General features: G+C 68.0%; 18 protein-coding genes and 1 riboswitch. Of the genes, 8 read left to right on the top strand and 10 right to left on the bottom strand.

What is annotated here, in order from left to right; translation table 11 throughout:
* Nucleotides 1-32 precede the first annotated feature (32 nt).
* The 8 genes from thiG to BM249_RS17305 all read right to left on the bottom strand — a co-directional run bounded on the left by thiG (nt 33) and on the right by BM249_RS17305 (nt 10,929).
* A complete protein-coding gene (gene thiG / locus BM249_RS17340) occupies nt 33-824 on the bottom strand; it encodes a thiazole synthase (RefSeq protein WP_091974347.1) in 792 nt (263 codons plus the stop codon).
* Between the two features lie 4 nt (nt 825-828).
* Nucleotides 829-1,041, bottom strand: a complete 213-nt coding sequence (gene thiS / locus BM249_RS17335) for a sulfur carrier protein ThiS (protein ID WP_091974345.1) — start codon at nt 1,039-1,041, stop codon at nt 829-831.
* Nucleotides 1,038-2,249 (bottom strand): glycine oxidase ThiO, encoded by a 1,212-nt coding sequence (gene thiO, locus BM249_RS17330; RefSeq protein WP_091974343.1) that lies wholly within the window; start codon nt 2,247-2,249, stop codon nt 1,038-1,040. Before thiO ends, thiS begins: the two co-directional genes overlap by 4 nt.
* Before the next feature lie 75 nt (nt 2,250-2,324).
* Nucleotides 2,325-2,453: riboswitch (TPP riboswitch) on the bottom strand.
* 47 nt (nt 2,454-2,500) lie between these two features.
* Complete coding sequence (locus BM249_RS17325; RefSeq protein ID WP_091974341.1) at nt 2,501-3,751, bottom strand: adenylate/guanylate cyclase domain-containing protein; 1,251 nt, start codon at nt 3,749-3,751, stop codon at nt 2,501-2,503.
* A gap of 98 nt (nt 3,752-3,849) precedes the next feature.
* Nucleotides 3,850-5,847, bottom strand: coding sequence for an RNA polymerase sigma factor RpoD (rpoD, locus tag BM249_RS17320; RefSeq protein WP_091974339.1), 1,998 nt, complete (start codon nt 5,845-5,847; stop codon nt 3,850-3,852).
* A 227-nt stretch (nt 5,848-6,074) separates the two neighbouring features.
* Entirely contained in the window at nt 6,075-7,994 is a 1,920-nt protein-coding gene (dnaG, locus tag BM249_RS17315; RefSeq protein WP_091974337.1) for a DNA primase, read from the bottom strand.
* A 97-nt stretch (nt 7,995-8,091) separates the two neighbouring features.
* The gene (locus BM249_RS17310; RefSeq protein ID WP_091974335.1) at nt 8,092-10,092 is read right to left on the bottom strand and encodes a methyl-accepting chemotaxis protein; all 2,001 of its coding nucleotides are present in this window, start codon (nt 10,090-10,092) and stop codon (nt 8,092-8,094) included.
* A gap of 375 nt (nt 10,093-10,467) precedes the next feature.
* Nucleotides 10,468-10,929, bottom strand: coding sequence for a GatB/YqeY domain-containing protein (locus BM249_RS17305; RefSeq protein WP_091974333.1), 462 nt, complete (start codon nt 10,927-10,929; stop codon nt 10,468-10,470).
* A gap of 198 nt (nt 10,930-11,127) precedes the next feature.
* Between BM249_RS17305 and carA the strand changes: the two genes are divergently transcribed.
* From carA to BM249_RS17265, 8 genes are all read left to right on the top strand, one after another.
* The gene (gene carA, locus BM249_RS17300) at nt 11,128-12,387 is read left to right on the top strand and encodes a glutamine-hydrolyzing carbamoyl-phosphate synthase small subunit (RefSeq protein ID WP_091974392.1); all 1,260 of its coding nucleotides are present in this window, start codon (nt 11,128-11,130) and stop codon (nt 12,385-12,387) included.
* A 167-nt stretch (nt 12,388-12,554) separates the two neighbouring features.
* Complete coding sequence (locus BM249_RS17295; protein ID WP_091974331.1) at nt 12,555-12,932, top strand: hypothetical protein; 378 nt, start codon at nt 12,555-12,557, stop codon at nt 12,930-12,932.
* A 232-nt stretch (nt 12,933-13,164) separates the two neighbouring features.
* Nucleotides 13,165-16,650, top strand: coding sequence for a carbamoyl-phosphate synthase large subunit (gene carB / locus BM249_RS17290; protein WP_091974390.1), 3,486 nt, complete (start codon nt 13,165-13,167; stop codon nt 16,648-16,650).
* A gap of 126 nt (nt 16,651-16,776) precedes the next feature.
* The gene (gene greA / locus BM249_RS17285) at nt 16,777-17,253 is read left to right on the top strand and encodes a transcription elongation factor GreA (protein ID WP_177232445.1); all 477 of its coding nucleotides are present in this window, start codon (nt 16,777-16,779) and stop codon (nt 17,251-17,253) included.
* Between the two features lie 7 nt (nt 17,254-17,260).
* Nucleotides 17,261-17,767: a hypothetical protein gene (locus BM249_RS17280; protein ID WP_091974329.1), complete on the top strand. Its 507-nt coding sequence runs from the start codon at nt 17,261-17,263 to the stop codon at nt 17,765-17,767.
* Nucleotides 17,768-17,813: 46 nt separating this feature from the next.
* Nucleotides 17,814-18,848 (top strand): mitochondrial fission ELM1 family protein, encoded by a 1,035-nt coding sequence (locus tag BM249_RS17275; protein WP_425284844.1) that lies wholly within the window; start codon nt 17,814-17,816, stop codon nt 18,846-18,848.
* A 10-nt stretch (nt 18,849-18,858) separates the two neighbouring features.
* Nucleotides 18,859-19,833, top strand: coding sequence for a thioredoxin-disulfide reductase (trxB, locus tag BM249_RS17270; protein ID WP_091974328.1), 975 nt, complete (start codon nt 18,859-18,861; stop codon nt 19,831-19,833).
* Nucleotides 19,834-20,047: 214 nt separating this feature from the next.
* Entirely contained in the window at nt 20,048-20,938 is an 891-nt protein-coding gene (locus BM249_RS17265) for a LysR family transcriptional regulator (RefSeq protein ID WP_091974386.1), read from the top strand.
* A 21-nt stretch (nt 20,939-20,959) separates the two neighbouring features.
* On the opposite strand, the gene msrP is transcribed toward BM249_RS17265, so the two are convergent.
* Together msrP and BM249_RS17255 are read right to left on the bottom strand one after the other, a co-directional pair.
* On the bottom strand, nt 20,960-21,910 hold the full coding sequence (gene msrP, locus BM249_RS17260) for a protein-methionine-sulfoxide reductase catalytic subunit MsrP (RefSeq protein WP_091974327.1): 951 nt from the start codon (nt 21,908-21,910) through the stop codon (nt 20,960-20,962).
* A gap of 97 nt (nt 21,911-22,007) precedes the next feature.
* Nucleotides 22,008-23,702, bottom strand: a complete 1,695-nt coding sequence (locus BM249_RS17255; RefSeq protein ID WP_091974326.1) for an AMP-binding protein — start codon at nt 23,700-23,702, stop codon at nt 22,008-22,010.
* Between the last annotated feature and the right edge of the window lie 23 nt (nt 23,703-23,725).

Genomic DNA, 23,725 nt, shown 5'->3' with positions numbered 1-23,725 from the left:
CGTCACCACCAGCACGCGCGACGGCAGCGGCCTCACGAGCCGACGAGGCCGAGTTGCGGGCTCGACGGTTCGGCCCGGCCGCGCCGGGGGATGCGCCCGGCCCGCTGCGCGAGGCGGCCCGCCGCGACGGCGTGGCCCATGGCACGAGCCATGCGGATGGGATCGTCAGCTTTCGCCACCGCCGTGTTGAGGAGGCAGCCCGCAGCACCCAGCTCCATGGCGATCACCGCGTCCGAGGCCGTGCCGATGCCCGCATCGACGATGACCGGCACGGGCGAGCGTCGGCAGATGAGTTCGAGGTTGGCCGGGTTGGCGATGCCCATGCCCGAACCGATGAGCGACCCCATGGGCATCACGGCGGCGCAGCCGAGATCGGCCAGGCGCTGGCACACCACCGGATCGTCGTTGCAATAGGGCAGCACCGTGAACCCCTCTTCCACGAGGTGGCGGCAGGCCTCCAGGAGTTCGGCGACATCGGGATAGAGGGTCTCGCGGTCGCCAATGACCTCGACCTTGATCCAAGTGGTGTCGAGGGCCTCGCGGGCGAGTTCGGCGGTCATGATCGCGTCGCGCGCCGTCTCGCAGCCGGCGGTGTTGGGCAGGAAGCGATAGCCCTTGAGCTTCTGCACCGTGTCGGAGCCGTGGCCCTGGAGCGAAACCCGGCGGATCGAGGCCGTGACCACCTCGGCCCCCGACGCCGCCACGGCCTCGGCCATGATGGCCTGCGTCGGGTAGCCGGCGGTGCCGATGAACAGGCGCGAGCCGAGGGAGATACCGGCGATGACGAGGGGGTCGTCGTGCCGATCGTCGGGAAATTGGGTCATGGTGTCAGCCTCCCTGCATGGCGCGGACGATCTCGACGCGGTCGCCTTCCGCGAGGGGCGTCGCCGCCCAGTCCCGGCGGCGCACCACGGCACCGTTGACCGCGATGGCGATGCCCTGCGGACTGTCGATCCCGGTTTCCTCGGCCTCACGGCGGAACAGGGTGTCGAGGTCGGGGGCGTCGCTCTCGTGCGGGCGCCCGTTGACGGTGAGCTTCATGCGGTTGCCCTCTGGGGCGGGGGGGTGAAGCGGGCGTGGCCGAAGGCCCGGGCGTAGTCCGGCAGGGCGCCGTCGGTCAGCAGCGCCGCCACGGCGTCGGCCGTCGCCGGGGCCAAAAGGTAGCCGTTGCGGTGGTGGCCCGTCGCCACGACGAGGCCGGGGGCCAGGGTGTCGAGGATCGGCGCGTCGTCGTCGGAGGTCGGGCGGTAGCCGCTCCACACCGCCTCGAAGGCCATCTCCTCGATGCCCGGCAGGACGCGCCGCGCCCCTTCCAACAGGGCATAGAGGCCGCCCGCCGTGACGCCGGGGGTGAAGCCGCAATCCTCCACCGTTGCGCCGACGATGAGGTGTCCGTCGCTTTTCGGCGCCATGTGGACTTGCTCGGTCCAGACCATGTGATTGAGCGTGCCCGTGCGGGCCGTGGTGCGCAGGGCCACGGACTGACCGCGCAGGGGCCGCACCGGCAGGCTGAGATGGTCGGGTAGGAGCCCCGCTTGCCCGCTCCAGGCTCCGGCGGCGAGAACCACGGTCTCGGCCGCGATCCGGCCCTGTCCGGTCGTGAGGCCGATGACCCGGCCGGCCTGCCAATCAAGGGCATCGACGGGACAGGCTTCGACCAGGGTGACGCCCACTCCCTCGCAGGCCCGCACCAGGGCGGCCATGACGCGGGCCGGATCGACCTGGTGGTCGGCTGCACAGAACAGGCCGGCGGTGACGGAGGGGCGCAGGGCCGGCTCGCGGGCGCGCACCTGCGGCCCGCTGAGCCACGTCGCCGCGAGGCCGGAGCGGATCTGGAGATCGTGGCGGAAGCGCAGGCGCTCGACCTCGTCGCGGCCGATGGCCAGGACCAGGGTACCTTCCTCCCGGTAGTCGATGTCGAGGCCGGACGCCGCCTGGAGGGCATCGCGAAAGCTCGGCCAGCGGGCGAGGCTCGTGAGCGCCAGGGGCAGGAGCGGATCGGAGCCGGGTTCGTGCTCGGCGGTGGGGGCCAGCATGCCGGTGGCGGCCAGGCTCGCTCCGGCGCCGAACGTCTCGCGCTCCACCACCGTGACGGCGCGGCCCGTCTGCGCGAGCAGCCACGCGATGGACAGGCCGATGAGGCCGCCGCCCACGATGGCGACGTCGCAGCGGGCCGGCGGGGCAACGGGCGCCCGTGGGGCGGCGGGGGATCGCCGGAGATCGATGGGACGGGTGGGGCTCGGGGCCAAGGCAACCTCCGCGACAGGGCGCTCGGGGTTGGCGGGCCAGTGCGCGTCCGGTCACGCAGCGTGCCGGCTCCTCGCGGAACGCGGCGGTCCAATCCCTACGCCGGTATGAACCGGGTCAGGTTCGAAGGATTTCCGCGCCGCCGCCCGGCCTCGGGCGACTCATCGGTTTCTCAGCCCCTTGCCGGGGATCTCCCTTGAACACCTCCGATGTGGGCCGGGATCACGCCGGGGTCAACACCCGGCTCACAAGTTCACGCCGCCGCGGGCGGGCGGCCGGGGCGGAACACGCCCATGGGCTCGGTGAACCCGTCGAGGGTGTGCTGCCCGAGGGAGACCGGATCGCCCCAGAGAAAGTCCACGAAGGGCTTCGACATGAGGAGCGGCTCGCCCAGCGTGCGGTTCAGCCGCGCGAGCCGGCTCGCCAGGTTCACGTCGCGGCCGATCACGGTGAAGTCGAGGCGCGCCCCGGAGCCGACATTGCCGTAGGCGGCCTCGCCGTGATGGAGCGCGATGCCGGCCGCCACGGGCTGGGCGAAGCGCCTGAGATCGTTGGCCTCGTCGAGGGCCGCGAGTGCGCTCTGGGCCGCCGTGAGCGCCCCCTTGGCCGCCCCGCCGAGGTCGTCGCCGCGCTCGCGAAAAATCGCCAGGAGACCGTCACCGAGGTACTTCAGCACCTCGCCGCCCTCGCGCTCGATGGCGGGCACGAGGCAGTCGAAGAAGATGTTGAGGAGGTCCACGGCCTCTTCCGGCGTCATCTCGGCGGAGATGCTGGTGTAGTCGCGCATGTCGGCGAACAGGATCGCCGAGCGGATGCGCTGGACATGGCCGCGCCGGATCGAGCCCGCCAGGATCGCCTTGTGCGGCTCGTCGCCGACATAGATCCGCAGCACGTGGTCGAGCTGCTTGTTGATGCTGCGCATCTCCATCACGGCTGCGAGCGTCGGGATGACGAAGCGAAGGATCGCCACGTCCTCGTCGCGAAATCCCTCCTCGGACCGGGTGGCGAAGGTGATGCCGTTGCGGGTGCCGTTGGTGAAGAACAGCGGCGCCACGATGTAGTGGCGGTAGCCCTCGGCCTTGAGGTCCGGGATCACCGCGAAGGCGTGGTCGGGTGTCTCGGACAGGTCGAGAATCAGCCACTCACCGGTCTCGTGGACCGCCTGGAACGGGCTCTCGCGATAGGCCTTGTCGGAGGCTTCCCCATGGGGAAACAGCCGCACCGTGGAGCCGGTCTCGCGGGTCCAGAACCGGCCGACGCCGGAATACTCCGAATGCAGGGCATCGATGGCCGTGGTGGCCCGGTCCACCGGAACGCCGAGGTCGATGAGCCGCTCAGCGAGGCCCGACAGCAGGTCCTCGGCATTGGGCATCCGCGCACCCTCGCTCAGCAGCCAGTCTCGCAGGGCCACGCATTGCTGCAGGGCGCCGAACGGCACGGCGTTGGCCTCGGAGCCGTCGGCTTCGGCGGTGGGCGCAGACTGGGGCGGGCCGCGATCGAGCATGAAGCCTCGGTTGAGCGCAGGATCGGCAGCCGTGTATTCGGCATCGTCCGCGAGCCGGTCGCGACCCCGTGAAGTCGCGACCGGTGGTGGTGAATGCTTCAGTTGTCGAGGAAGCTCCGGAGTTTGCGCGAACGGCTCGGGTGCTTGAGCTTGCGCAGGGCTTTCGCCTCGATTTGGCGGATGCGCTCGCGGGTCACCGAGAATTGCTGGCCGACCTCTTCGAGGGTGTGGTCGGTGTTCATGCCGATGCCGAAGCGCATGCGCAGGACGCGTTCTTCGCGCGGGGTCAGCGAAGCGAGCACGCGGGTCGTGGTCTCGCGCAGGTTCGACTGGATCGCCGCGTCGATGGGCAGAACGACGTTCTTGTCCTCGATGAAGTCGCCGAGATGCGAATCCTCCTCGTCACCAATGGGGGTTTCGAGGGAGATCGGCTCCTTGGCGATCTTCAGAACTTTTCGCACTTTCTCCAAGGGCATGGCCAATTTCTCGGCCAGTTCCTCCGGCGTCGGCTCGCGGCCAATCTCGTGCAGCATCTGGCGCGAGGTGCGAACGATCTTGTTGATCGTCTCGATCATGTGCACCGGGATGCGGATGGTGCGGGCCTGATCGGCGATGGAGCGGGTGATCGCCTGACGGATCCACCACGTGGCGTAGGTCGAGAACTTGTAGCCGCGGCGGTACTCGAACTTGTCCACCGCCTTCATCAGGCCGATGTTGCCCTCCTGGATGAGATCCAAGAACTGCAGGCCGCGGTTGGTGTACTTCTTGGCGATGGAGATCACGAGGCGGAGGTTGGCCTCGATCATCTCCTTCTTGGCCTGACGGGCTTCGCGCTCGCCCTTCTGGACCATGTTGACGATCTTGCGATATTCGCCGATCTCCAGGCCGGTCTCGGAAGCCAGCGTCAGGATCTGCTCGCGCAGGCGCACGACCTCCTTCTGGCCCTTCTCGACGAGGTTCTTCCAACCACGCCCGCCGAGCTTGCCGACGCGCTCCATCCAGTTCGGATCGAGCTCCCAGCCCTGGTAATGGCGCAGGAACTCGTCACGGGCGACGCCGTGGGTCTCGGCGTAGCGCATCAGGCGACCCTCGTGGGAGATGAGGCGCTTGTTGATGTCGTAGAGCTGCTCCACGAGGGCTTCGATACGGTTGGAATTGAGCGAGAGGGACTTCACGTCGGTGACGACGATGTCCTTCAGCTCATCGCGCTTGGCGCTCTGGGCGTCGGTGAGCGTCCCGCCCGCCGCCTTCACCTCGGCGTGCTCGGCCTGAATCTTGCGCAGCTTCTTGTAGTTGTTGGCAATGTTGTCAAACGTCTCGAGGACGCGCGGCTTGATCTCGGTCTCCATGGCCGCCAGGGAGACGTTGTTCTCCATGTCGTCCTCGTCGTCGCCCTCGGGCGGCGTCGGCGCATCGCCCTCGCCGTCCTCGGACTCCTCCGCGCCCTCCGCGATCTGCATCGCATTCTTCGCGTCGGGGCCGGCATAGGTGGCCTCCAAGTCGATGATCTCGCGCAGGAGCACCCGGCCGTCGACGAGTTCGTCGCGCCAAATGATGATGGCCTGGAAGGTGAGCGGGCTCTCGCACAGGCCGGCGATCATCGCCTCGCGGCCCGCCTCGATGCGCTTGGCGATGGCGATTTCGCCCTCACGCGACAGGAGCTCCACGGAGCCCATCTCGCGCAGGTACATGCGCACGGGATCGTCCGTGCGGTCGGTGGGCTCCTTGGCCGTGGTCTCGCGCACGGCCGGGGCCTTGGTCGGCGCGATCTCGGCGACCTCGCTGCCCTCGGCGGCGTCCTCGTCGTCGCCGGCTTCGCCGTTGGCCTTGGCCTCCGTCGTCTCCTCGGTCTCCTCGGCCTCGACGACGTTGATGCCCATCTCGGAGAGCTGGGACAGGACGTCCTCGATCTGGTCGGGGTCGGACTGGCCGTCGGGCAGGACCTCGTTGATCTCTTCGTAGGTGATATAGCCACGCTTCTTGGCGAGCTTCACCATCCGCTTGACGGAGGCATCCGTCAGATCGAGGAGCGGCCCGTCCGTCTGTGCCTCGGGGGCAGCATCGGTCTCGTCCCGTTCCGTTGCCTTCGTCGCCATGGTCCGCCTATGGTTGTCGTAGCCGTGTCGCGCGGGGAGCGTGGGGCTCACGCCGCGTCGCCGACGCTGCAAATCATATGGTGTGCGGAGCGCCAGAAGGCGCCCGCGTCGATCTCAGATTTCGGTATGCAAGCGAGACGCTTGACCGAATGTTAACCATGCGCCGCTTTCGGCGCGCGAATGTCGTGGCCTCGCGATCCGCGCGGCTCGGGCCTCGCCCCTGGCCACTAGCCCGCAGCCTCTTCGGCAGCCGGTTCGTCCTCCTCCGCGCCCGCGACCACGGCCATGCGTTGCTTCACGTCGCACAGCCACGCGAAGTTCGCCTCGGTGAAATCCTCGGCGAGCGCCCGCTCGGCGAGGCGGAGTTCGCTATTTAGCGCGCCCGACTTCCGGTGCAAGATCACGGCCTGACGCAACGCGTCTTCGAGACGCATAGGATCGGCATGCACGTCAAGGGCTTTCGGGTCTTTTCGGCGTCCGAGGGCCCGGACGCGTTCCGCCGCCTCGGTCAATCTGGCCCGCTCCAGGCGCGCGCTCAAGACCGCCGCGTCGACGGGTGACGTTTCCGCCACGGTGTCGAGGAGAAACGCCTGGATCGCCCGTGCGTCCTCGGTCTCGAAGTCGAGTTCCGAGAAGGGGTCCGCCCAGTCGTCGAGGAGGGCGGGATGCGTGAGGAGCGTGCCGACGATCATCCCCTCTCGCAGGGCCTCGGCGCCGGTGAACCCGGCCGATTGCGCCAGGTGATTGCTGGCCTTGCCGTGAAACACCGGCGAGGGCGGCGGGTCGCCGGGGCGCGGCGTGCGCTGGAAGGGCGGGCGACCGGCGCCACCGGCGCCACCCTGGCGCGGTTCCCACGGCCCGCGTCGGCCCTGGCTCCCCTGGGGTGACAGGGCGCGCAGGCGCGCTTCGATCTCGTCGCGGTAAAACCCCCGCACTGTCTCGTCGCGGATGCCGCCCACGAGTTCGCGCAGGGTCTTGGCGAGGCCCGCCCGGCGCTCCGGCGTATCCAGGGGCGCGCCCTCGGTGGCCCGCGACCACAGCACCTCGACGAGGGGGCGGGCGCCGTCGAGCACCCGGTCGATGGCGGCCTTGCCCTCCGAGCGCAGAAGATCGTCCGGGTCCTGACCCTCGGGCAGCATGGCGAAGCGTAGGGACTTGCCCGGGGTCAACCCCGGCAGGGCGACGTCGAGGGCCCGGAACGCGGCGCGTTGTCCGGCGCCGTCGCCGTCGAAGCATAGGATCGGCTCGTCGCCGTGGCGCCAGAGAAGGGCGATCTGCTCCTCGGTCAGCGCCGTGCCGAGGCCCGCCACGGCGTTGGGGTGCCCGGCGAGCGTCATGGCGATGACGTCGACATAGCCCTCCACCGCGATGATCGTGCCGCGATCATGGGCGGCCTTGCGGGCGCCGTGGAGGTTGTAGACCAGCTGCCCCTTGTGGAAGAGCGGCGTTTCGGGCGAATTCATGTACTTCGCCTTGGCATCCTTCTGCATCGCCCGGCCGCCGAAGGCGATGACCCGTCCGCGCGAATCCGTGATGGGAAACATCACCCGGTCGCGGAACTTGTCGTACGGCACCCTGATGTCGTCGCCCGTCACCAGCAGGCCGAGTTCGGCCATCATCTCCTTGGAGACGTCCTTGGCGGCGAGGTGATCGCGCAGGGCGTAACGGTCGTTCGGTGCATAGCCGAGGCGGAAGCGGGCCCGGATGTCGAGGCCGAGTTGGCGTCGGTCGAGATAGGCGCGGGCTTCGAGGCCGGCTTTGCCCGTCAGCTGCGCCTCGTAGAAGGTGGCGGCCATCTCCATCACCTCGAGGGCGCCGGCGCGCTTCGTCTCCATTTCGCGCGTGTCGGCGCTCGGGGTCGGCAGGCTGACCCCCGCCTCCGAGGCCAGCCGTTCGACGGCCTCGGGAAAGCTCAACCCCTCCGTTTCCATCAGGAAGGTGAACACGTCGCCGTGCTTGCCCGACGAGAAGCAGTGATAGAACTGCTTCTGATCGTTGACGTAGAAGGACGGCGACTTCTCGGCGTTGAACGGCGACAGGCCGCGCCATTCGCGCCCGGCTTTCTTCAGCCGGACGCGCCGCCCGACCACGTCCGAGGCGGGCAGGCGGGCACGGATCTCTTCGAGAATATGGGGCGGGTAGCGCATGGGACCTCCGCGGCCGCCCAGTCTAGCGCAGGAGGCTTAAGGAGTCCCGAACCGGGCGCGTCGCAGCCCGGCTCGGTCTCCGGTCCCCGCGACGCGATCACGCCGCCCGGATCTCGCCGAGGAAGCTGTCGACATCCCGTTTGACGTTGCGCGACTGGGCCGCCACCTCGCTGGCCACGGCCAGGACCTGCGTGGCGGCGAGGCCGGTCTGGTCGGCCGAGTTCAGGACCCGGGCGACGTTGGCGGAGACGTCCTGGGTGCCGTGGGCGGCCTCGCTGGCGTTGCGCGAGATTTCGCTCGTGGCGGCGGTCTGCTGCACCACCGTTTCGGCGATCATGCTGCTGATGTCGTTCATGGTCGCGATGGTGTCGGCGATCTGCCGGATGGCGGCGCTGGCCCGCTCGGTTCCGGCCTGGATCGCGACGATCTGTCCGCTGATCTCCTCCGTGGCCCGGCCGGTCTGATTCGCCAGTTCCTTCACCTCGGCGGCGACGACGGCGAAGCCGCGGCCCGCCTCCCCGGCCCGCGCCGCCTCGATGGTGGCGTTGAGCGCCAGGAGATTCGTCTGACTGGCGATGGCCGCGATCGTGGTGACGGCCGCGCCGATCTGGTTGGCGGCGGTCCCCAAGCTCGCCATCGCCGTGTTGGTCGCCTCCGCCTCGCGGGCCGCACCCGTGGCCACCTCGCGGGAATGGATCACCTGACGCTCGATCTCCTGGAGCGACGACACCATCTCCTCCGCCGCCGCCGCGACGGTCTGGACGTTGGCGGAAGTTTCCTCGGCGGCGGCGCTCGATGCCACGGCCTGACTGTTGGTTTCGCCGGCGACCTGGCTCATGGACCGGGCCGTGGCATCGAGTTCCGCCGTGGCGGACGACACGATGTCGAGGGAGCCGGCGACGTTCTGCTGGAAGCTTCGTACCAGTTGGTCGACGCGGTCGGCGCGGCGTTGGCGGGCGCTCTGCTGGGCCACCTGATCCGCCTCCAGGGCATCGCGCGCTACGGCGTTCTGCCGAAACACCTCGACGGCCTTGGCCATCTCGCCCATCTCGTCGGCGGCGTCCTGCGACGGAACCGTCAGGGCCGTCTCGCCCGCCGCGAGGCGCGTCATGGCCCGGGTCATGCCCTCGATCTGGCCGATGATGCTGCGGGCGATGAGGAGGGCTGCGGCGGCGCCGACGGCGAGAAGCAGGACGAGCAGGCTCGATTGCACGGTCCGCGCCACGCCCATGGTGCTTCGGCTCTCGGCGGTCATCGCGTCGACGGCGGCCGTCAGCTGGCTTCGAGCCTGCAGGCCGGTCTGATGGATGGCGTTCGCCCTGCCCTTGAGGGACTGCTCGAACAGGTCCTCACCCTCGATGATGGCGCTCGAAGCCCCCTTGAAGCTCACGTTGAGGGTCTTCATGGTTTCCTCGACGGCCTTCAGGCCCTGGCGCTGCGCGGCGGTCAGGTCGGCGGTCTTGAGGGCGTTGACGGCGGCCTCGGCATTCGTGAACGCCGTCGCCGAAAGGGCCCGTCCCTTCGGATCGCGGGTGGCGAGGAAGCGCCAGTTCATGACGCGGAACAGGAGGACGGTCCGCTCGACTTCCGCCGCCGCCGGCGCGAGGGCGGCGGCCTCGTCGCCGGAGCGAAGCAGGGTCGCGAGGGTCGCGGCCGCCTTGGTCAGGGCGTCGCCGCCCGTGAACACCCCGGCCTTGTTCTCGCGGATGCGCGTGCCGAGTTCGATCATGACCGGCACCTGCGCCGACAGGGCGTCGGTTTGCGCGAGAAGCTCACCGTAGAGGGCGCGGCGCTCCGGATTGACGGCCGAATCATGGAGTTCCGCCGCCAGTGCCCGCATCTCGGTGAGGCTGGCCTGCATGCCCGAGGTGGCCTCCGGCGTCGGGTTCGCGCGGAACGCGCCGCTCTGGGCGATGAAGCGTTCGGTCAGGCCATTGAAGCTGTAGAGGTTGAGGGCATTGTGCTGGATCCGGTTCTTCAGATCGTTCTGCTCGCTCAATTGACCGAGTTGCAGGTTCGAGAACCCGCCGAGCAGTCCCCCCAGCACCATGAGGGTCGCAAAGCCACCGTAGAGACGGGACCGGATGCCAAATTTCATGGATATCGACCGCACTGTCAGAGAATTGTGGCGGACGATGCTGAATGTGCGCCTAAAAATACGTTAATATTTCTTGTCTCAGGACATTAAAATCTATTAATATTTTATGATCAATCGGTCGTTCCCCATTTGATGTGTGCGGCGTGTGTCGGTCTTCTTGTGCGATGATTTTCGCGTTCCAAACATGTGAAATGGTATTGGTGAAGTAAGATATATCAAGAGCTTGCCGAGGGGGAGGCTCGATCGGGCTTCAAGCGTCTTATAGGGAATGCTTATTCTCGTTCCCGTGACGACCGGGTGTCGTGATCGGTGGGGCGGGCGCCGAACACCGCGCGCGTCCGACGATGCCGTTCGCGCGCGGTGTGTCGGGCGGCATTATGCCTTGGCGTTGAGCACATCCTTAACCAAGCCGCTCGCCTTGCCGAAATCCATCCGGCCCGCATACGCGGCCTTCAGGGCGGCGATGACCTTGCCCATATCCTTCGGGCCGGCGGCACCGGTTTCCGCGACGGCGGCTTCGATGGCCGCGCGGGTCTCGGCCTCGTCCATCTGCTGCGGCAGGTAGCCGGCGATGATGGTCGCTTCGGCGCGCTCGTTCTCGGCGAGTTCGGGGCGGCCGCCCTGGTCGTAGACACCGGCCGATTCGTTGCGTTGCTTGATCATCTTCTGAAGGAGGGCGAGGATGTCCTCCTCGGACAGCTGCTCCTTGCCGAGGCCGCGCGCCTCGATGTCCTTGTCCTTCAAGGCGGCCTGGATCATCCGCACGGTGGCGAGCTTGGCCTTGTCGCCGGCCTTCATGGCCTCTTTCATCTCGGTGGTGAGGCGGGCGCGCAGCATGGGACTCTCCTGAAGACTGGTCTGTGAATTGCTGAGTGGGTCGCGCGTCTTGAGCCGGACGGGCGCCGGAGCCACATTGACCCCATCGCCGCCCGCTCGGTATGAGCGCCGCACGACAAGCCACCCGCGTGCGCCGTGTCGCACGGCATCGCCGTGTCGCGGCGCCGGGTTCGGCCGGACATAAGCGAGATCACGCCGATGCTGCAAGATGAAGGCGCCCGCGCGCGCGCCGCCCGCCCCGCGAGCCAGTCCGCCCCGCACCCTGCTCCTTGGGCCGAGCCCGTCGCCACCGCCCTGCTGGTGCTCGCCGACGGCACCATCCTCGAAGGCTTCGGCATCGGCCGGACTGGCGCGGCCGACGGCGAGGTCTGTTTCAACACGGCGATGACGGGGTATCAGGAAATCCTCACCGATCCGTCCTATGCCGGCCAGATCGTCACCTTCACGTTCCCACATATCGGCAACACCGGCACCAACGACGAGGATCTCGAAAGCCTCGACGCCGCTCCGGCCTCGGGCGTGCGTGGCGCCGTCATCGCCTCGGCGGTCACGAACCCGTCGTCCTGGCGCTCGTCGAGCCACCTCGACGCCTGGCTCGAGGCGCGCGGCATCGTGGGCATCACCGGGGTCGACACGCGGGCGCTCACCGCCCTCATCCGCGACCACGGCATGCCCAACGCCGTCATCGCTCACAGCCCGGACGGTACGTTCGATCGCGATGCCCTCAAGGCCCGCGCCGCGGCGCTCGCCCCGATGGAGGGGCTCGACCTCGTGCCGCCGGTGACCAGCCGGACGCAGTCGGCGTGGTCCGAGACGACGTGGGGCGTCAAGACCGGCTACGGCAACCGCCCCGCCGGCGAGGGGCTGCGGGTGGTGGCCATCGATTACGGTGTGAAGCGCAACATCCTGCGCCTGCTCGCGGAAGCCGGCTGCGACGTCACCGTGGTGCCGGCCACCACGAGCGCGGCCGAGATCATGGCGATGAAGCCCGACGGCGTCTTCCTTTCCAACGGTCCCGGCGATCCGGCGGCCACGGGGGAATACGCTGTGCCGGTGATTCGCGAGCTGCTCGCCGAGAAGGTGCCGACCTTCGGCATCTGCCTCGGGCACCAGCTCATGGGCCTGGCCCTCGGCGGCCGCACGGTGAAGATGGCGCAGGGCCACCACGGCGCCAACCATCCGGTGAAGGACAAGACCACCGGCAAGGTCGAGATCGTGTCGATGAACCACGGCTTCGCCGTCGATCCGGCGAGCCTGCCCGAGACGGCGGTGGAGACCCACATCTCCCTGTTCGACGGTTCGAATTGCGGCCTGACGCTCACGGACCGCCCGGCCTTCTCCGTTCAGCACCACCCCGAGGCTTCGCCGGGGCCGCGCGACAGCCACTACCTGTTCGAGCGCTTCGTCGCCCTCATGCGCGCCGGCAAGCCCGAGACGATCCACGCCGTTCTCGACTGACAGCGGGAAACCCGGCGCGGTCTCCGCGCTTTCGCCCCGTCCCCGCCCCGATTGGGGCCGGGGCGGGTCACAAAAAGTCCGGCATTTCCCGGCATCCCCAAGCCCGTTGGCGGCGCGTTCGGGACGGCGTTCCGGCGCCCCTCAAGGATGCTTTCGGGGATATCCACATGACGTTCGACGACGCGCGCGACGATTTCTCGCGCCTGCACCGCCTGTTCACCTTTCACTTCGGTGTCGCCGTCGGCCTGTCTTGGATGACGACGCTCACCGCGGCCTGCTACGCCCCGTGGGTGCGCAATATCCGTCCGCTCATCGATCCCGCCGCCGGCCTCGACCGGATCGAGAGCACGTTGTCGTTCCTGTTTGTCCTGCCCGTCCTCCTCACCGTTGCATGGGTGAGCCTGTTCTTCGGCCGTGAAATCCTGCGCCGCAGCCAGACCCTCCCCAACGCGACCCTCGAGTTCGCCGCCGCGGCCGTCGTGGCCTTCGGGGTGTTCACACTTTCCATCGACCGGGCCGTGGCCGCGCTCTACGCCGGGATGTGAGCGGGAAAAGCGACGCTCGGACCGGGGACACGATGTTCACAGGGAACTTTCGTCCGTCCGGGCACGGTTCATGCCTGGGCGTCCCCAGGGCCGACGCTGCGCCCTTCCAAAACCGAACGGCGGCGTGTAGACGCGAAGCCTAACGACAATCCACGCCGCTCGCGCCCGCTCATGGCAGCCCCGATGGGACGCCGTGTTCGCCTGGGCGCGCGCCCGCAAGCCAAGGCGCCCGATGCCGAAACGCACCGACCTCTCCACGATCCTCATCATCGGTGCGGGGCCGATCGTCATCGGACAGGCGTGTGAGTTCGATTATTCCGGAACGCAGGCCTGCAAGGCGCTGCGTGAGGAGGGCTACCGGATCGTGCTGGTCAACTCGAACCCGGCCACGATCATGACCGACCCGGACATGGCCGATGCCACCTATGTCGAGCCGATCACCCCGGAGGTCGTCGCCAAGATCATCGAGAAGGAGCGCCATGCGGTGCCGGGCGGCTTCGCCCTGCTGCCGACCATGGGCGGACAGACGGCGCTGAATTGCGCCCTGTCCCTGAAGCGCCTCGGGATCCTCGAGAAGTTCGATGTCCAGATGATCGGCGCCACGGCCGAGGCCATCGATAAGGCCGAGGACCGGCAGCTGTTTCGCGATGCCATGACCAAAATCGGCCTGGAGACGCCGAAATCGGCCGTCGCCAACGCCTCCGCCGCCAAGAAGGTGGACCGCGAGAAGTACCTCGCCGAGATCGCCCGGATCGAGGCCGCCAATCCCGGCGAGAGCCGCAAGGCCGCGCTGGCCGCCTTCGAGAAGAGCTGGCACCGGGGCGAGTCCGACCGGCGCAAGCGCTACGGCGAGCACGCCCTCGGCCAGGCCCTCATCGCGCTCGCCGAAGTCGGCCTGCCGGCGATCATTCGACCGAGCTTCACCATGGGTGGGACCGGCGGCGGCATCGCCTACAACCGCGAGGAATTCCTCGACATCGTCGAGCGGGGCATCGACGCCTCTCCGACCAACGAGGTGCTGATCGAGGAATCGGTCCTCGGTTGGAAGGAATACGAGATGGAGGTCGTTCGCGATAAGAACGACAACTGCATCATCGTCTGTTCCATCGAGAACATCGACCCCATGGGCGTCCACACGGGCGATTCCATCACCGTCGCGCCGGCGCTCACCCTCACCGACAAAGAATATCAGGTGATGCGCGACGCATCCCTCGCGGTGCTCCGCGAGATCGGCGTCGAGACCGGCGGCTCGAACGTGCAATTCGCCATCGATCCGGCCACTGGCCGGATGATCGTCATCGAGATGAACCCGCGCGTCTCGCGCTCCTCGGCCCTCGCCTCCAAGGCGACGGGCTTCCCCATCGCCAAGGTCGCGGCCAAGCTCGCCGTCGGCTACACCCTGGACGAGATCGCCAACGACATCACCGGCGGCGCCACCCCGGCCTCGTTCGAGCCGACCATCGACTACGTCGTCACCAAGATTCCGCGCTTCGCGTTCGAGAAGTTCCCCGGCGCCGAGCCGACCCTGACCACGGCCATGAAGTCCGTCGGCGAGGCCATGGCCATCGGCCGCTGCTTTGCCGAATCGCTGCAGAAGGCCCTGCGTTCCCTGGAAACGGGGTTGACCGGCCTCGATGACATCGAGATCGAGGGCCTCGGTAAGGGGGACGACCACAACGCCATCAAGGCGGCGCTCGGTACCCCGACGCCCGACCGCCTCCTCAAGGTGGGCCAAGCCCTTCGTCTCGGCATCAGCCACGAGGAGGTTCACGCCTCGTGCAAGATCGACCCGTGGTTCCTGGAGCAGCTTCAGGCCATCATCGACCTCGAGAACCGCGTGAAGGCCCACGGCCTGCCGACGACGCCGGGGGCGCTGCGCCAGCTCAAGGCCGCCGGCTTCTCCGATGCCCGCCTCGCCGTGCTGGCGAAGACCGACGAAGCCTCCGTTCGGGCGCTGCGTCGCAGCGCGGGTGTGCGCCCCGTCTACAAGCGCATCGATACCTGCGCGGCCGAGTTCAAGGCGCCCACCGCCTATATGTACTCGACCTACGTCGCGCCCTTCGCCGGCACCGTCGTGGACGAGGCCCGGCCGACGGAAGCGAAGAAGGTGGTGATCCTCGGCGGCGGTCCGAACCGCATCGGCCAGGGCATCGAGTTCGACTATTGCTGCTGTCACGCCTGCTTCGCCCTGACGGAAGCCGGCTACGAGACCATCATGGTCAACTGCAACCCCGAGACGGTCTCCACCGACTACGACACCTCCGATCGTCTCTACTTCGAGCCCCTCACCGAGGAAGACGTCCTCGAGATCATCGAGACGGAGCGGCAGGCCGGCACCCTCCACGGCGTCATCGTGCAGTTCGGCGGCCAGACGCCCCTGAAGCTCGCCCGCGCCCTTGAGGCCGCCGGTGTGCCGATCCTCGGCACCGCGCCCGACGCCATCGACCTCGCCGAGGATCGCGACCAGTTCAAGCGTCTCCTCGACAAGCTCGGGATGAAGCAGCCGAAGAACGGCATCGCCTATTCCGTCGAGCAGAGCCGCCTCGTCGCCGCCGATCTCGGCCTACCCTTCGTGGTGCGCCCGAGCTACGTGCTCGGCGGCCGCGCCATGGCGATCATCCGCGACGAGGCGCAGTTCGCCGATTACCTCCTCGACACCCTCCCGAGCCTGATCCCGTCCGACGTCAAGGCCCGTTACCCCAACGACAAGACGGGGCAGATCAACACGGTGCTGGGCAAGAATCCGCTCCTGTTCGACCGCTACCTCTCGGACGCCATCGAGATCGACGTCGACGCCCTGTGTGACGGCAAGGATGTGTTCATCGCCGGTATCATGGAGCACATCGAGGAGGCGGGCATCCATTCGGGCGATTCCGCCTGCTCGCTGCCAACCCGCTCGCTCTCGCCCGAGATTGTCGCGGAGTTGGAGCGGCAGACGAAGGCCATGGCCCTGGCGCTAAAGGTCGGCGGCCTGATGAACGTGCAATACGCCATCAAGGACGGCACGATCTACGTGCTGGAGGTGAACCCCCGCGCCTCCCGCACGGTGCCGTTCGTCGCCAAGGTCATCGGCGAGCCCATCGCCAAGATCGCCGCCCGGATCATGGCCGGCGAGCCGCTGTCTGGCTTCGGCCTCGTGCCGAAGTCCCTCGACCACGTCGCCGTCAAGGAGGCGGTGTTCCCGTTCGCGCGCTTCCCGGGCGTGGACGTGCTCCTCGGACCCGAGATGCGGTCCACCGGCGAGGTCATCGGCCTCGATTCGAGCTTCGGCGTCGCCTTCGCCAAGAGCCAGCTCGGCTCCGGCACCCAGGTGCCGAAGGGGGGCGCGGTGTTCGTCTCGGTGCGGGATGCCGACAAGGCCCGCATCCTGCCCTCCATCCGGCTCCTGGTGGAGCTTGGATTCACCATCGTGGCGACGGGTGGTACGCAGCGCTACCTCGCGGACGAGGGCGTGGTGACGGAGCGGGTCAACAAGGTTCTGGAGGGTCGGCCGCACGTGGTCGATTCCATCAAGAACGGCGACATCCAGCTCGTGTTCAACACCACCGAGGGCGCGGGCGCCCTCTCGGACTCGCGGTCCCTGCGCCGGGCGGCCCTCTTGCATAAAGTGCCTTATTACACCACTCTCGCGGGCGCGATGGCGGCGGCCGAGGGGATCAAGGCCTATCTCGAAGGCGATCTCCAAGTTCGCGCGTTGCAGGAATACTTCGCGGCCTGAATCTCCGCCGTGCGCGTGACTTGTGTCACGGCCACGGCGCCTTAGGTTCCAGACGATCTTATTCTGGCCCGGGGGGAGCGGTTTCGCTCTCTTCGGGCCTCTTCATTGTGGCGCGAGACGATGAGCATAGACAAGGTTCCGATGACCGTGCGCGGATACGCGGCGCTGGAGGAGGAGTTGAAGCATCGCCAGCAGGTGGAGCGTCAGCGCATCATCCAGGCGATCTCCGAGGCGCGGGCCCTGGGCGATCTTTCCGAGAATGCCGAGTACCATGCCGCCAAGGAGGCGCAGTCCCACAACGAGGGCCGCGTCATGGAGTTGGAGAGCATGATCGCGCGCGCCGAGGTCATCGACGTCACGAAGCTCTCGGGTACCAAGATCAAGTTCGGCGCCACGGTGAAGCTCGTCGACGAGGACACCGAGGAGGAGAAGACCTATCAGCTCGTCGGCGAGCCGGAGGCCGACGTCCGCTCCGGGTTGGTCTCCATCACTTCGCCCATCGCCCGTGCCCTCATCGGCAAGGGCGTCGGCGACACCGTCGAGGTCACGACGCCTGGCGGCGGCAAGTCCTACGAGGTCGTTGCCGTCCAGTACGGCGCCTGAAACCGGGATGCGCCGTCTGCTGCGCCGGATCGTGGGAGCGGGTCTCATCGGCCTGCTCTCCTTCACTGTCTCGGCCGAGGGCTTGCCGAGCCTTCACGGCGAGCGCCTGTCCGGCATCCGTGTCGAGGTCGGGGGCCTCGTGGCGCAGGGCGACGGTCCCCGGGCGCAGGCGCTCCAGGCCGATCTCACCAAGGCCCTGCGGTCGGAGTTCGCCGATGTCCTGGGGGGGCGCGGCCCCACCCTGGTGGTGCGCCTGCGCAGCCTCTCCATGAATCCTTACGTCGGCAATCAGGGACGCGGCGGTTTCGGCGGCAGCATGGATTCCGATTACCTCGACGGTGAAGCCCTGCTGATCGGGCGGCGCGGCGAAGTTCTGGCCCGGCACCCGCAGCTCTCCGTGGTGCCGGCGAGTTCCGGCGGCGCCTGGTACGATGCGGACTCGGAGCGTCGTCGCGTGACGGCCATCGCGGCGCATTATGCCGGCTGGCTGCGCCGCGCCCTGCCGTCGAACTGAACGTCCGTGCATTGACGTGGCGGCGCCGATGGCGAAAGCCTGCGCCATGACCGCAATGCCCGACCGTCCGGTGTCCGCCCCCCTCCCCGACCTCACCCGTGCCCGGACCTGGATCGTCACCGACGGCAAGGCCGGGGACGAGAACCAGTGCCTTGGCCTCGCCGAGGTCCTTGGCCTTCCGTTCGAAGTTCGCCGCATCGCGCCGCGACCGCCCTTCGGCTGGATGGCCCCCTGGGGGCCGGTGGACCCCGGCGACCGGCCCGGTCGCGCCCGTGGTATTCTGTCGGGCCCCCTCCCCGACCTGCTGATCGCCTCGGGCCGCCGCGCCGTACCCTACCTGCGGGCCGTGCGCGATGCCTCGGGCGGACGGACCTTCACGGCGTTCCTGAAGGACCCGCGCACGGGGCCGGAGACGGCCAACTTCGTCTGGGTTCCGGATTACGACGACCTGCGCGGACCGAACGTCTTCACCACGCTGACCGCACCGCATCAGGTCTCGGCCGCGCGCCTCGCCGCCGCCCGGGCCGCGCCCGATCCGCGCCTCGCCCGCCTGCCCTGGCCGCGCATCGCCGTGCTCGTCGGTGGCGACAGCCGTCACCTCAGCTATCGCAATGCAGATATGCGTCGTCTCGTGCGCGACCTCACCAAGCTCGCAGAGGGCGGATGCTCGCTGATGCTGACGGTGTCACGCCGGACGCCGCCGGCCCTGCGCGATGCCCTGGAGCGCCTGGTGGCGGCCAAGGGCGGTTTCTTCTGGGATGGAACCGGCGAGAACCCCTACGTCGCCATGCTGGCGCTCGCCGAATCCATCGTCGTCACCTCGGATTCGGCCAATATGGTCGGCGAGGCGGTGAGCACCGGCGCCCCCGTCCTCCTGTTCGATCTGCCGAAGACCTATATCCGGCATCGGCGGATGTTCGCCGGCCTCGCCATGGCGGGGGCTCTGAAGCCTTTCATCGGGCGTTTGGAGACCCTGAATTACCAACCCATCGACGCGACGCCGTCCATCGCCAACGCGATGGCGCGGGCTTACGCGGTCCATATGGCGCAGTTCACCGCCGAGGCCCCGGGCCAACCATAAGGAAGACAGCATGGCACATACGCATTCCAAGCTCGTCATCGTCGGCTCGGGGCCGGCCGGCTACACCGCCGCCATCTACGCCGCCCGCGCCATGGTCGAGCCCCTGATGATCTCCGGCTTCCAGCCCGGCGGCCAGCTCATGATCACCACCGACGTCGAGAACTATCCGGGCTTCGCCGAGGCGATCCAGGGACCGTGGCTCATGGAGCAGATGCGGGCCCAGGCCGAGCATGTCGGCACCAGAATCGTGTCCGAATACATCACCAAGGCCGATCTTCAGGTGCGTCCGTTCCGGCTCGAAGCCGATTCCGGCGAGACCTATTCCTGCGATGCCCTCATCATCGCGACGGGCGCCCAGGCGAAATGGCTTGGCCTGCCCTCGGAAGCGGCGTTCCAGGGCTTCGGCGTCTCGGCCTGCGCCACCTGCGACGGCTTCTTCTTCCGGGGCAAGGAGGTCGTGGTGGTCGGCGGCGGCAACACCGCCGTGGAGGAAGCGCTCTACCTCGCCAACCTCGCCGCCAAGGTCACGGTGGTTCACCGCCGGGGCGAGTTCAGGGCCGAGCGCATCCTGCAGGAGCGCCTTTTCAAGCACCCGAACGTCGAGGTGCTGTGGCACCACGCCGTCGAGGAGGTCTGCGGCACGCAGAACCCGCCATCGGTGACGCACCTGCGCCTCAAGGACGTGCGCTCCGGCGAGATCGTCGAGCGCAAGGCCGACGGGGTATTCGTCGCCATCGGACACCAGCCCGCCACCGCGATCTTCGAGGGCCAGCTCGCCCTGCGCGAGGGCGGCTATATCGAAACGAAGCCCGGCACCACGCACACGGCGATCCCGGGCGTCTATGCGGCCGGCGACGTCACCGACGACGTCTATCGTCAGGCGATCACGGCGGCCGGCATGGGCTGCATGGCGGCCCTCGACGCCGAAAAGTTCCTCGCCGCCCTCGAGGTCGGCGAAACCCCACAGCAAGCTGCGGCCGAATAGCGGTTTTTTGTCCACCGCGACTTGCGCGGAGCGGCAACACAATCGCAAGATCGAAGTCCTAACCTGAGCGCTGACGGCATGAGTCGTCGGCGCTTCTTGCATGGGAGGACGGTATCGTGGCTACGTCGCCGCGCCTCCCGTGCGGCGCGTGGCGGGTTCCGGGCCGGGAACGGCTTGGCGGGATCCGTCCTGGGTGCGTACGGGAGTGGACGCCTTGGACTGGGACAAGATCCGCATCTTCCTCAACGTCGCGGAGGCGGGCAGCTTCACGCGGGCCGGTGACGATATCGGCCTGAGCCAATCGGCCGTGAGCCGTCAGATCAGCGCCCTCGAACGCGAGCTGAAGGCCCCCCTGTTCCATCGCCACGCCCGCGGGCTCATTCTCACGGAGCAGGGCGATCTCCTGTTCCGGGCCGCCCGCGACATGAAACAGCGGCTGGAGAACACCCGCGCCCGCCTCGTGGAGACGAGCGAACGCCCCTCCGGCGACCTCAAGGTGACGACGACGGTGGGCCTCGGCACCTCGTGGCTCGCCCAGCGCGTCGCCGAATTCCTCGATCTCTATCCGGATGTGCGCGTCGAGATGATCCTCACCAACGAGGAACTCGATCTCGCCATGCGCGAGGCCGATGTCGCCATCCGCATGCGCCGCCCGGCCCAGCCGGATCTCATTCAGCGTCGGCTGTTCACGGTGCATTACCACGCCTACGCGTCCGAGGATTACGTCAAGCGTTTCGGCGAGCCGAAAAGCATCGCCGACCTCGACAATCATCGCCTGATCTCGTTCGGCGGCAACGAGCCGTCCTATCTCCTGGCCACCCACTGGCTCGCCACGGTGGGGCGCGAGGGCCAGGAGCGCCGGACAATTCACTTCACCGTCAACAACATCTCGGCCCTGCAGCAGGCCATGGAGACGAGCGCCGGTATCGGCATCCTGCCCGACTACGCCGTGGAGAGCGGCACCGGCCTCGTCCAGGTCATGCGCGACAGCGAGATGCCGCACATGGAGAGCTACCTCGTCTATGCCGAGGAGATGCGGACGGTGGCCCGCGTCCAGGCGTTCCGGGACTTCCTGGTCGCCAAGGCGCAGCGCTGGACCTACTGAGCACTGCGCCTTGAGGGTCGATCACACGAACAGGCGCTCCTTCTCCAACCCCTTGTAGAGCCCGGCCACCTGCTCGCCGTAGCCGTTGTAGATCAGGGTCGGCACCCGCTGTTCGGTCCCGAGCACCCGCTCCGTCGCCTGGCTCCAGCGCGGATGCGGCACGGCGGGGTTCACGTTGGCCCAGAAGCCGTATTCGGCCGACTGCAGGCCCTCCCAGAAGGTTTTCGGCCGCTCGGCGACGAACGAGACCTTCGTGATCGATTTCACCGACTTGAAGCCGTACTTCCATGGCACCGCCAGGCGGATCGGCGCACCGAATTGCTTCGGCAGGGGCTTGCCGTAGACGCCCGTGACCACGAAGGCGAGATCGTTGTTCGCCTCCGCCATCGTCAGCCCCTCGACGTAGGGCCACGGATACAGGAACGAGCGCTGACCCGGTGCCATCGCCGGATCGTTGAACGTCTCCATCCGGATGTACTTCGCCCCTGAGGTGGGCTTGGCCAGCGCCACGAGCTTCGACAGGGGAAAGCCCGTCCACGGCACCGCCATGGACCATGCCTCGACGCAGCGGTGGCGATAGAGCCGCTCTTCGAGCTCGACCTTGCGGACGAGATCCTCGAAGCCGATCTGAAACGGCTTCTCGACCAAGCCGTCGACCGCGATGGTCCAGGGATCGGTCTTGAGGGCGTTGGCAGCCGGCAGGACCGTCTTGGACATGCCGAATTCATAGAAGTTGTTGTAGTCACCACTGTATTTTTCGGGCGTCACGGCGCGGTCGAGGGTATAGGCCGCATTGCGCTGGGCCGGGTACAGTCGTGCCCCCGGGGCCGCGTGGGCGATCCGGGGGGCGAGGAGCGAGGCGGCCGCGAGGCCCGCCCCGGCGCCGATGAGGGCGCGGCGGTTGAGGAAGATGCTTTCGGGAGTGGCGTGGCTCTCGGGAATTTCCCAGCCGCGCGGGCGCTTGATGTGCATGTCGGGGTCCCTCCGCGAAGGCCGCCGGTGCGCGCACCGGTCAGCCCATGCCGTACCATACGGAGCGGACGGCCGGTTGGTTACAAGCCGGCCTGCGTCACGATGCCGGCGGATCGTCGCGCAGGGCTCGCCTTAGAACCTTGCCCACATTGGTCTTCGGTAGAGTGTCGTGGAACACCACCCGGCGCGGCACCTTGTAGCCCGTGAGTTGGGTGCGGGCGAAGGCCCTGAGATCCTCGGGCGTGGTCTCGCCCGAGCGCCGGACCACGTGCGCCACCACCATCTCGCCGGTCTCGTCGTTGCGCGCGCCGACCACGGCGCATTCGACGACGCCGGGATGCCCGGCCAGCACCTCCTCGATCTCGTTGGGATAGACGTTGAAGCCGGAGACGAGGATCATGTCCTTCATCCGGTCGACGATGCGGACCTGCCCGTCGGGCTCGAACACCGCGACGTCGCCCGTCTTGAAGTATCCGTCCGTCGTCGTGGCGCGGGCGGTCTCGTCTGGGCGTCCCCAATAGCCGGCCATCACCTGGGGGCCGCGCACGCAGAGTTCGCCGGCCTCGCCGGGGGCGGCGTCCCGCCCGTCCGCGAGGCGGATGGCGACGTCCGTCGACGGCAGGGGAAACCCGATGGTGCCGGACCATTCGGTCAGTCCCGGCGGGTTCACGCAGACCACGGGCGAGGTTTCTGACAGGCCGTAGCCCTCCACGATGGTGGTGCCGGTGACCGTCTTCCACTTCGCCGCCACGGGTGATTGCACCGCCATGCCGCCGGCGATGATGAAATCGATGTGGCTGAAATCCACGTCGCCGATACCCGGATGATTCACCAGCAGGTTGAACAGGGTGTTGACCCCGGACAGGTGGGTGAAGCGGTTGGCCTTCAGGGTCTTGATGAACCCATCGGCGTCGCGCGGGTTCGGGATCAGCAGGCAGCAGCCGCCGAGTTTCAAGAACAGGAAGAAGCAGCAGGTCAGGGCGAAGATGTGATAGAGGGGCAGTGCCGTGATCATCACCCGCCCGCTGGCGTCCGTCTTGTCGATATTGAACCATGTCTGCGACTGGACGACGTTGGCGAAGATGTTGCGATGGGTCAGCATCGCGGCCTTCGCGATGCCCGTGGTGCCGCCGGTGTATTGCAGGAAAGCGAGGTCGTCGGGCGCGACGGTGACGGCGGGACGCGGCAGGGTCCGGCCGAGGCGCTGCACCTGCTCGAACCGAACCGTCCGGTCCGCCGGCAGGGCATAGGGGGGTACGGCCTTCTTCAGGTGGCGGCTGGCCCAACCGATGGCCCGCCCCTTGAGGCCGAGGCCGTCGCCCGGCCCCACAACGACGATGCGCTCCAGGCTCATCTCGGCGAGGGACGCCTGGACCGTGTGGGCGAAGTTTTCGAGGACGAACAGGGCGCGAGCGCCGGAATCGACGAGTTGCGCCGTCAGTTCGCGTGGGGTGTAGAGCGGATTGACGTTGACCACGGTGCAGCCGGCGAGCAGCACGCCGAGGATCGCCGCCGGATAGGCCGGCACGTTCGGCATCATCAGGGCGATGCGATCGCCCTTGGCGAAGCCTTGGTTCGCGAGCCACGCCGCCACGGCCCGGGCTGATTCGCCGAGCGCCCCGTAAGTGATGCGGGAGCCGAAACATTGCAGGGCCGGCCGGTCGGAATGGCTCCGCAGGGAGTCCTCGAACAGATCGACGAGGGTCCCGAGGCCCGCGACATCGATCTCGGCCGGAACGCCCGGCGGATAGGCGGACAACCACGGGTGCTCGGCGCCACGGAGTCGGGCCATTGGAACCTCCCTGTGATGTGGCG

Origin of the sequence: Methylobacterium gossipiicola (assembly GCF_900113485.1) — a bacterium.
GTDB classification, from domain to species: domain Bacteria; phylum Pseudomonadota; class Alphaproteobacteria; order Rhizobiales; family Beijerinckiaceae; genus Methylobacterium; species Methylobacterium gossipiicola.
This window is presented reverse-complemented; position numbering and strand designations above follow the sequence as displayed.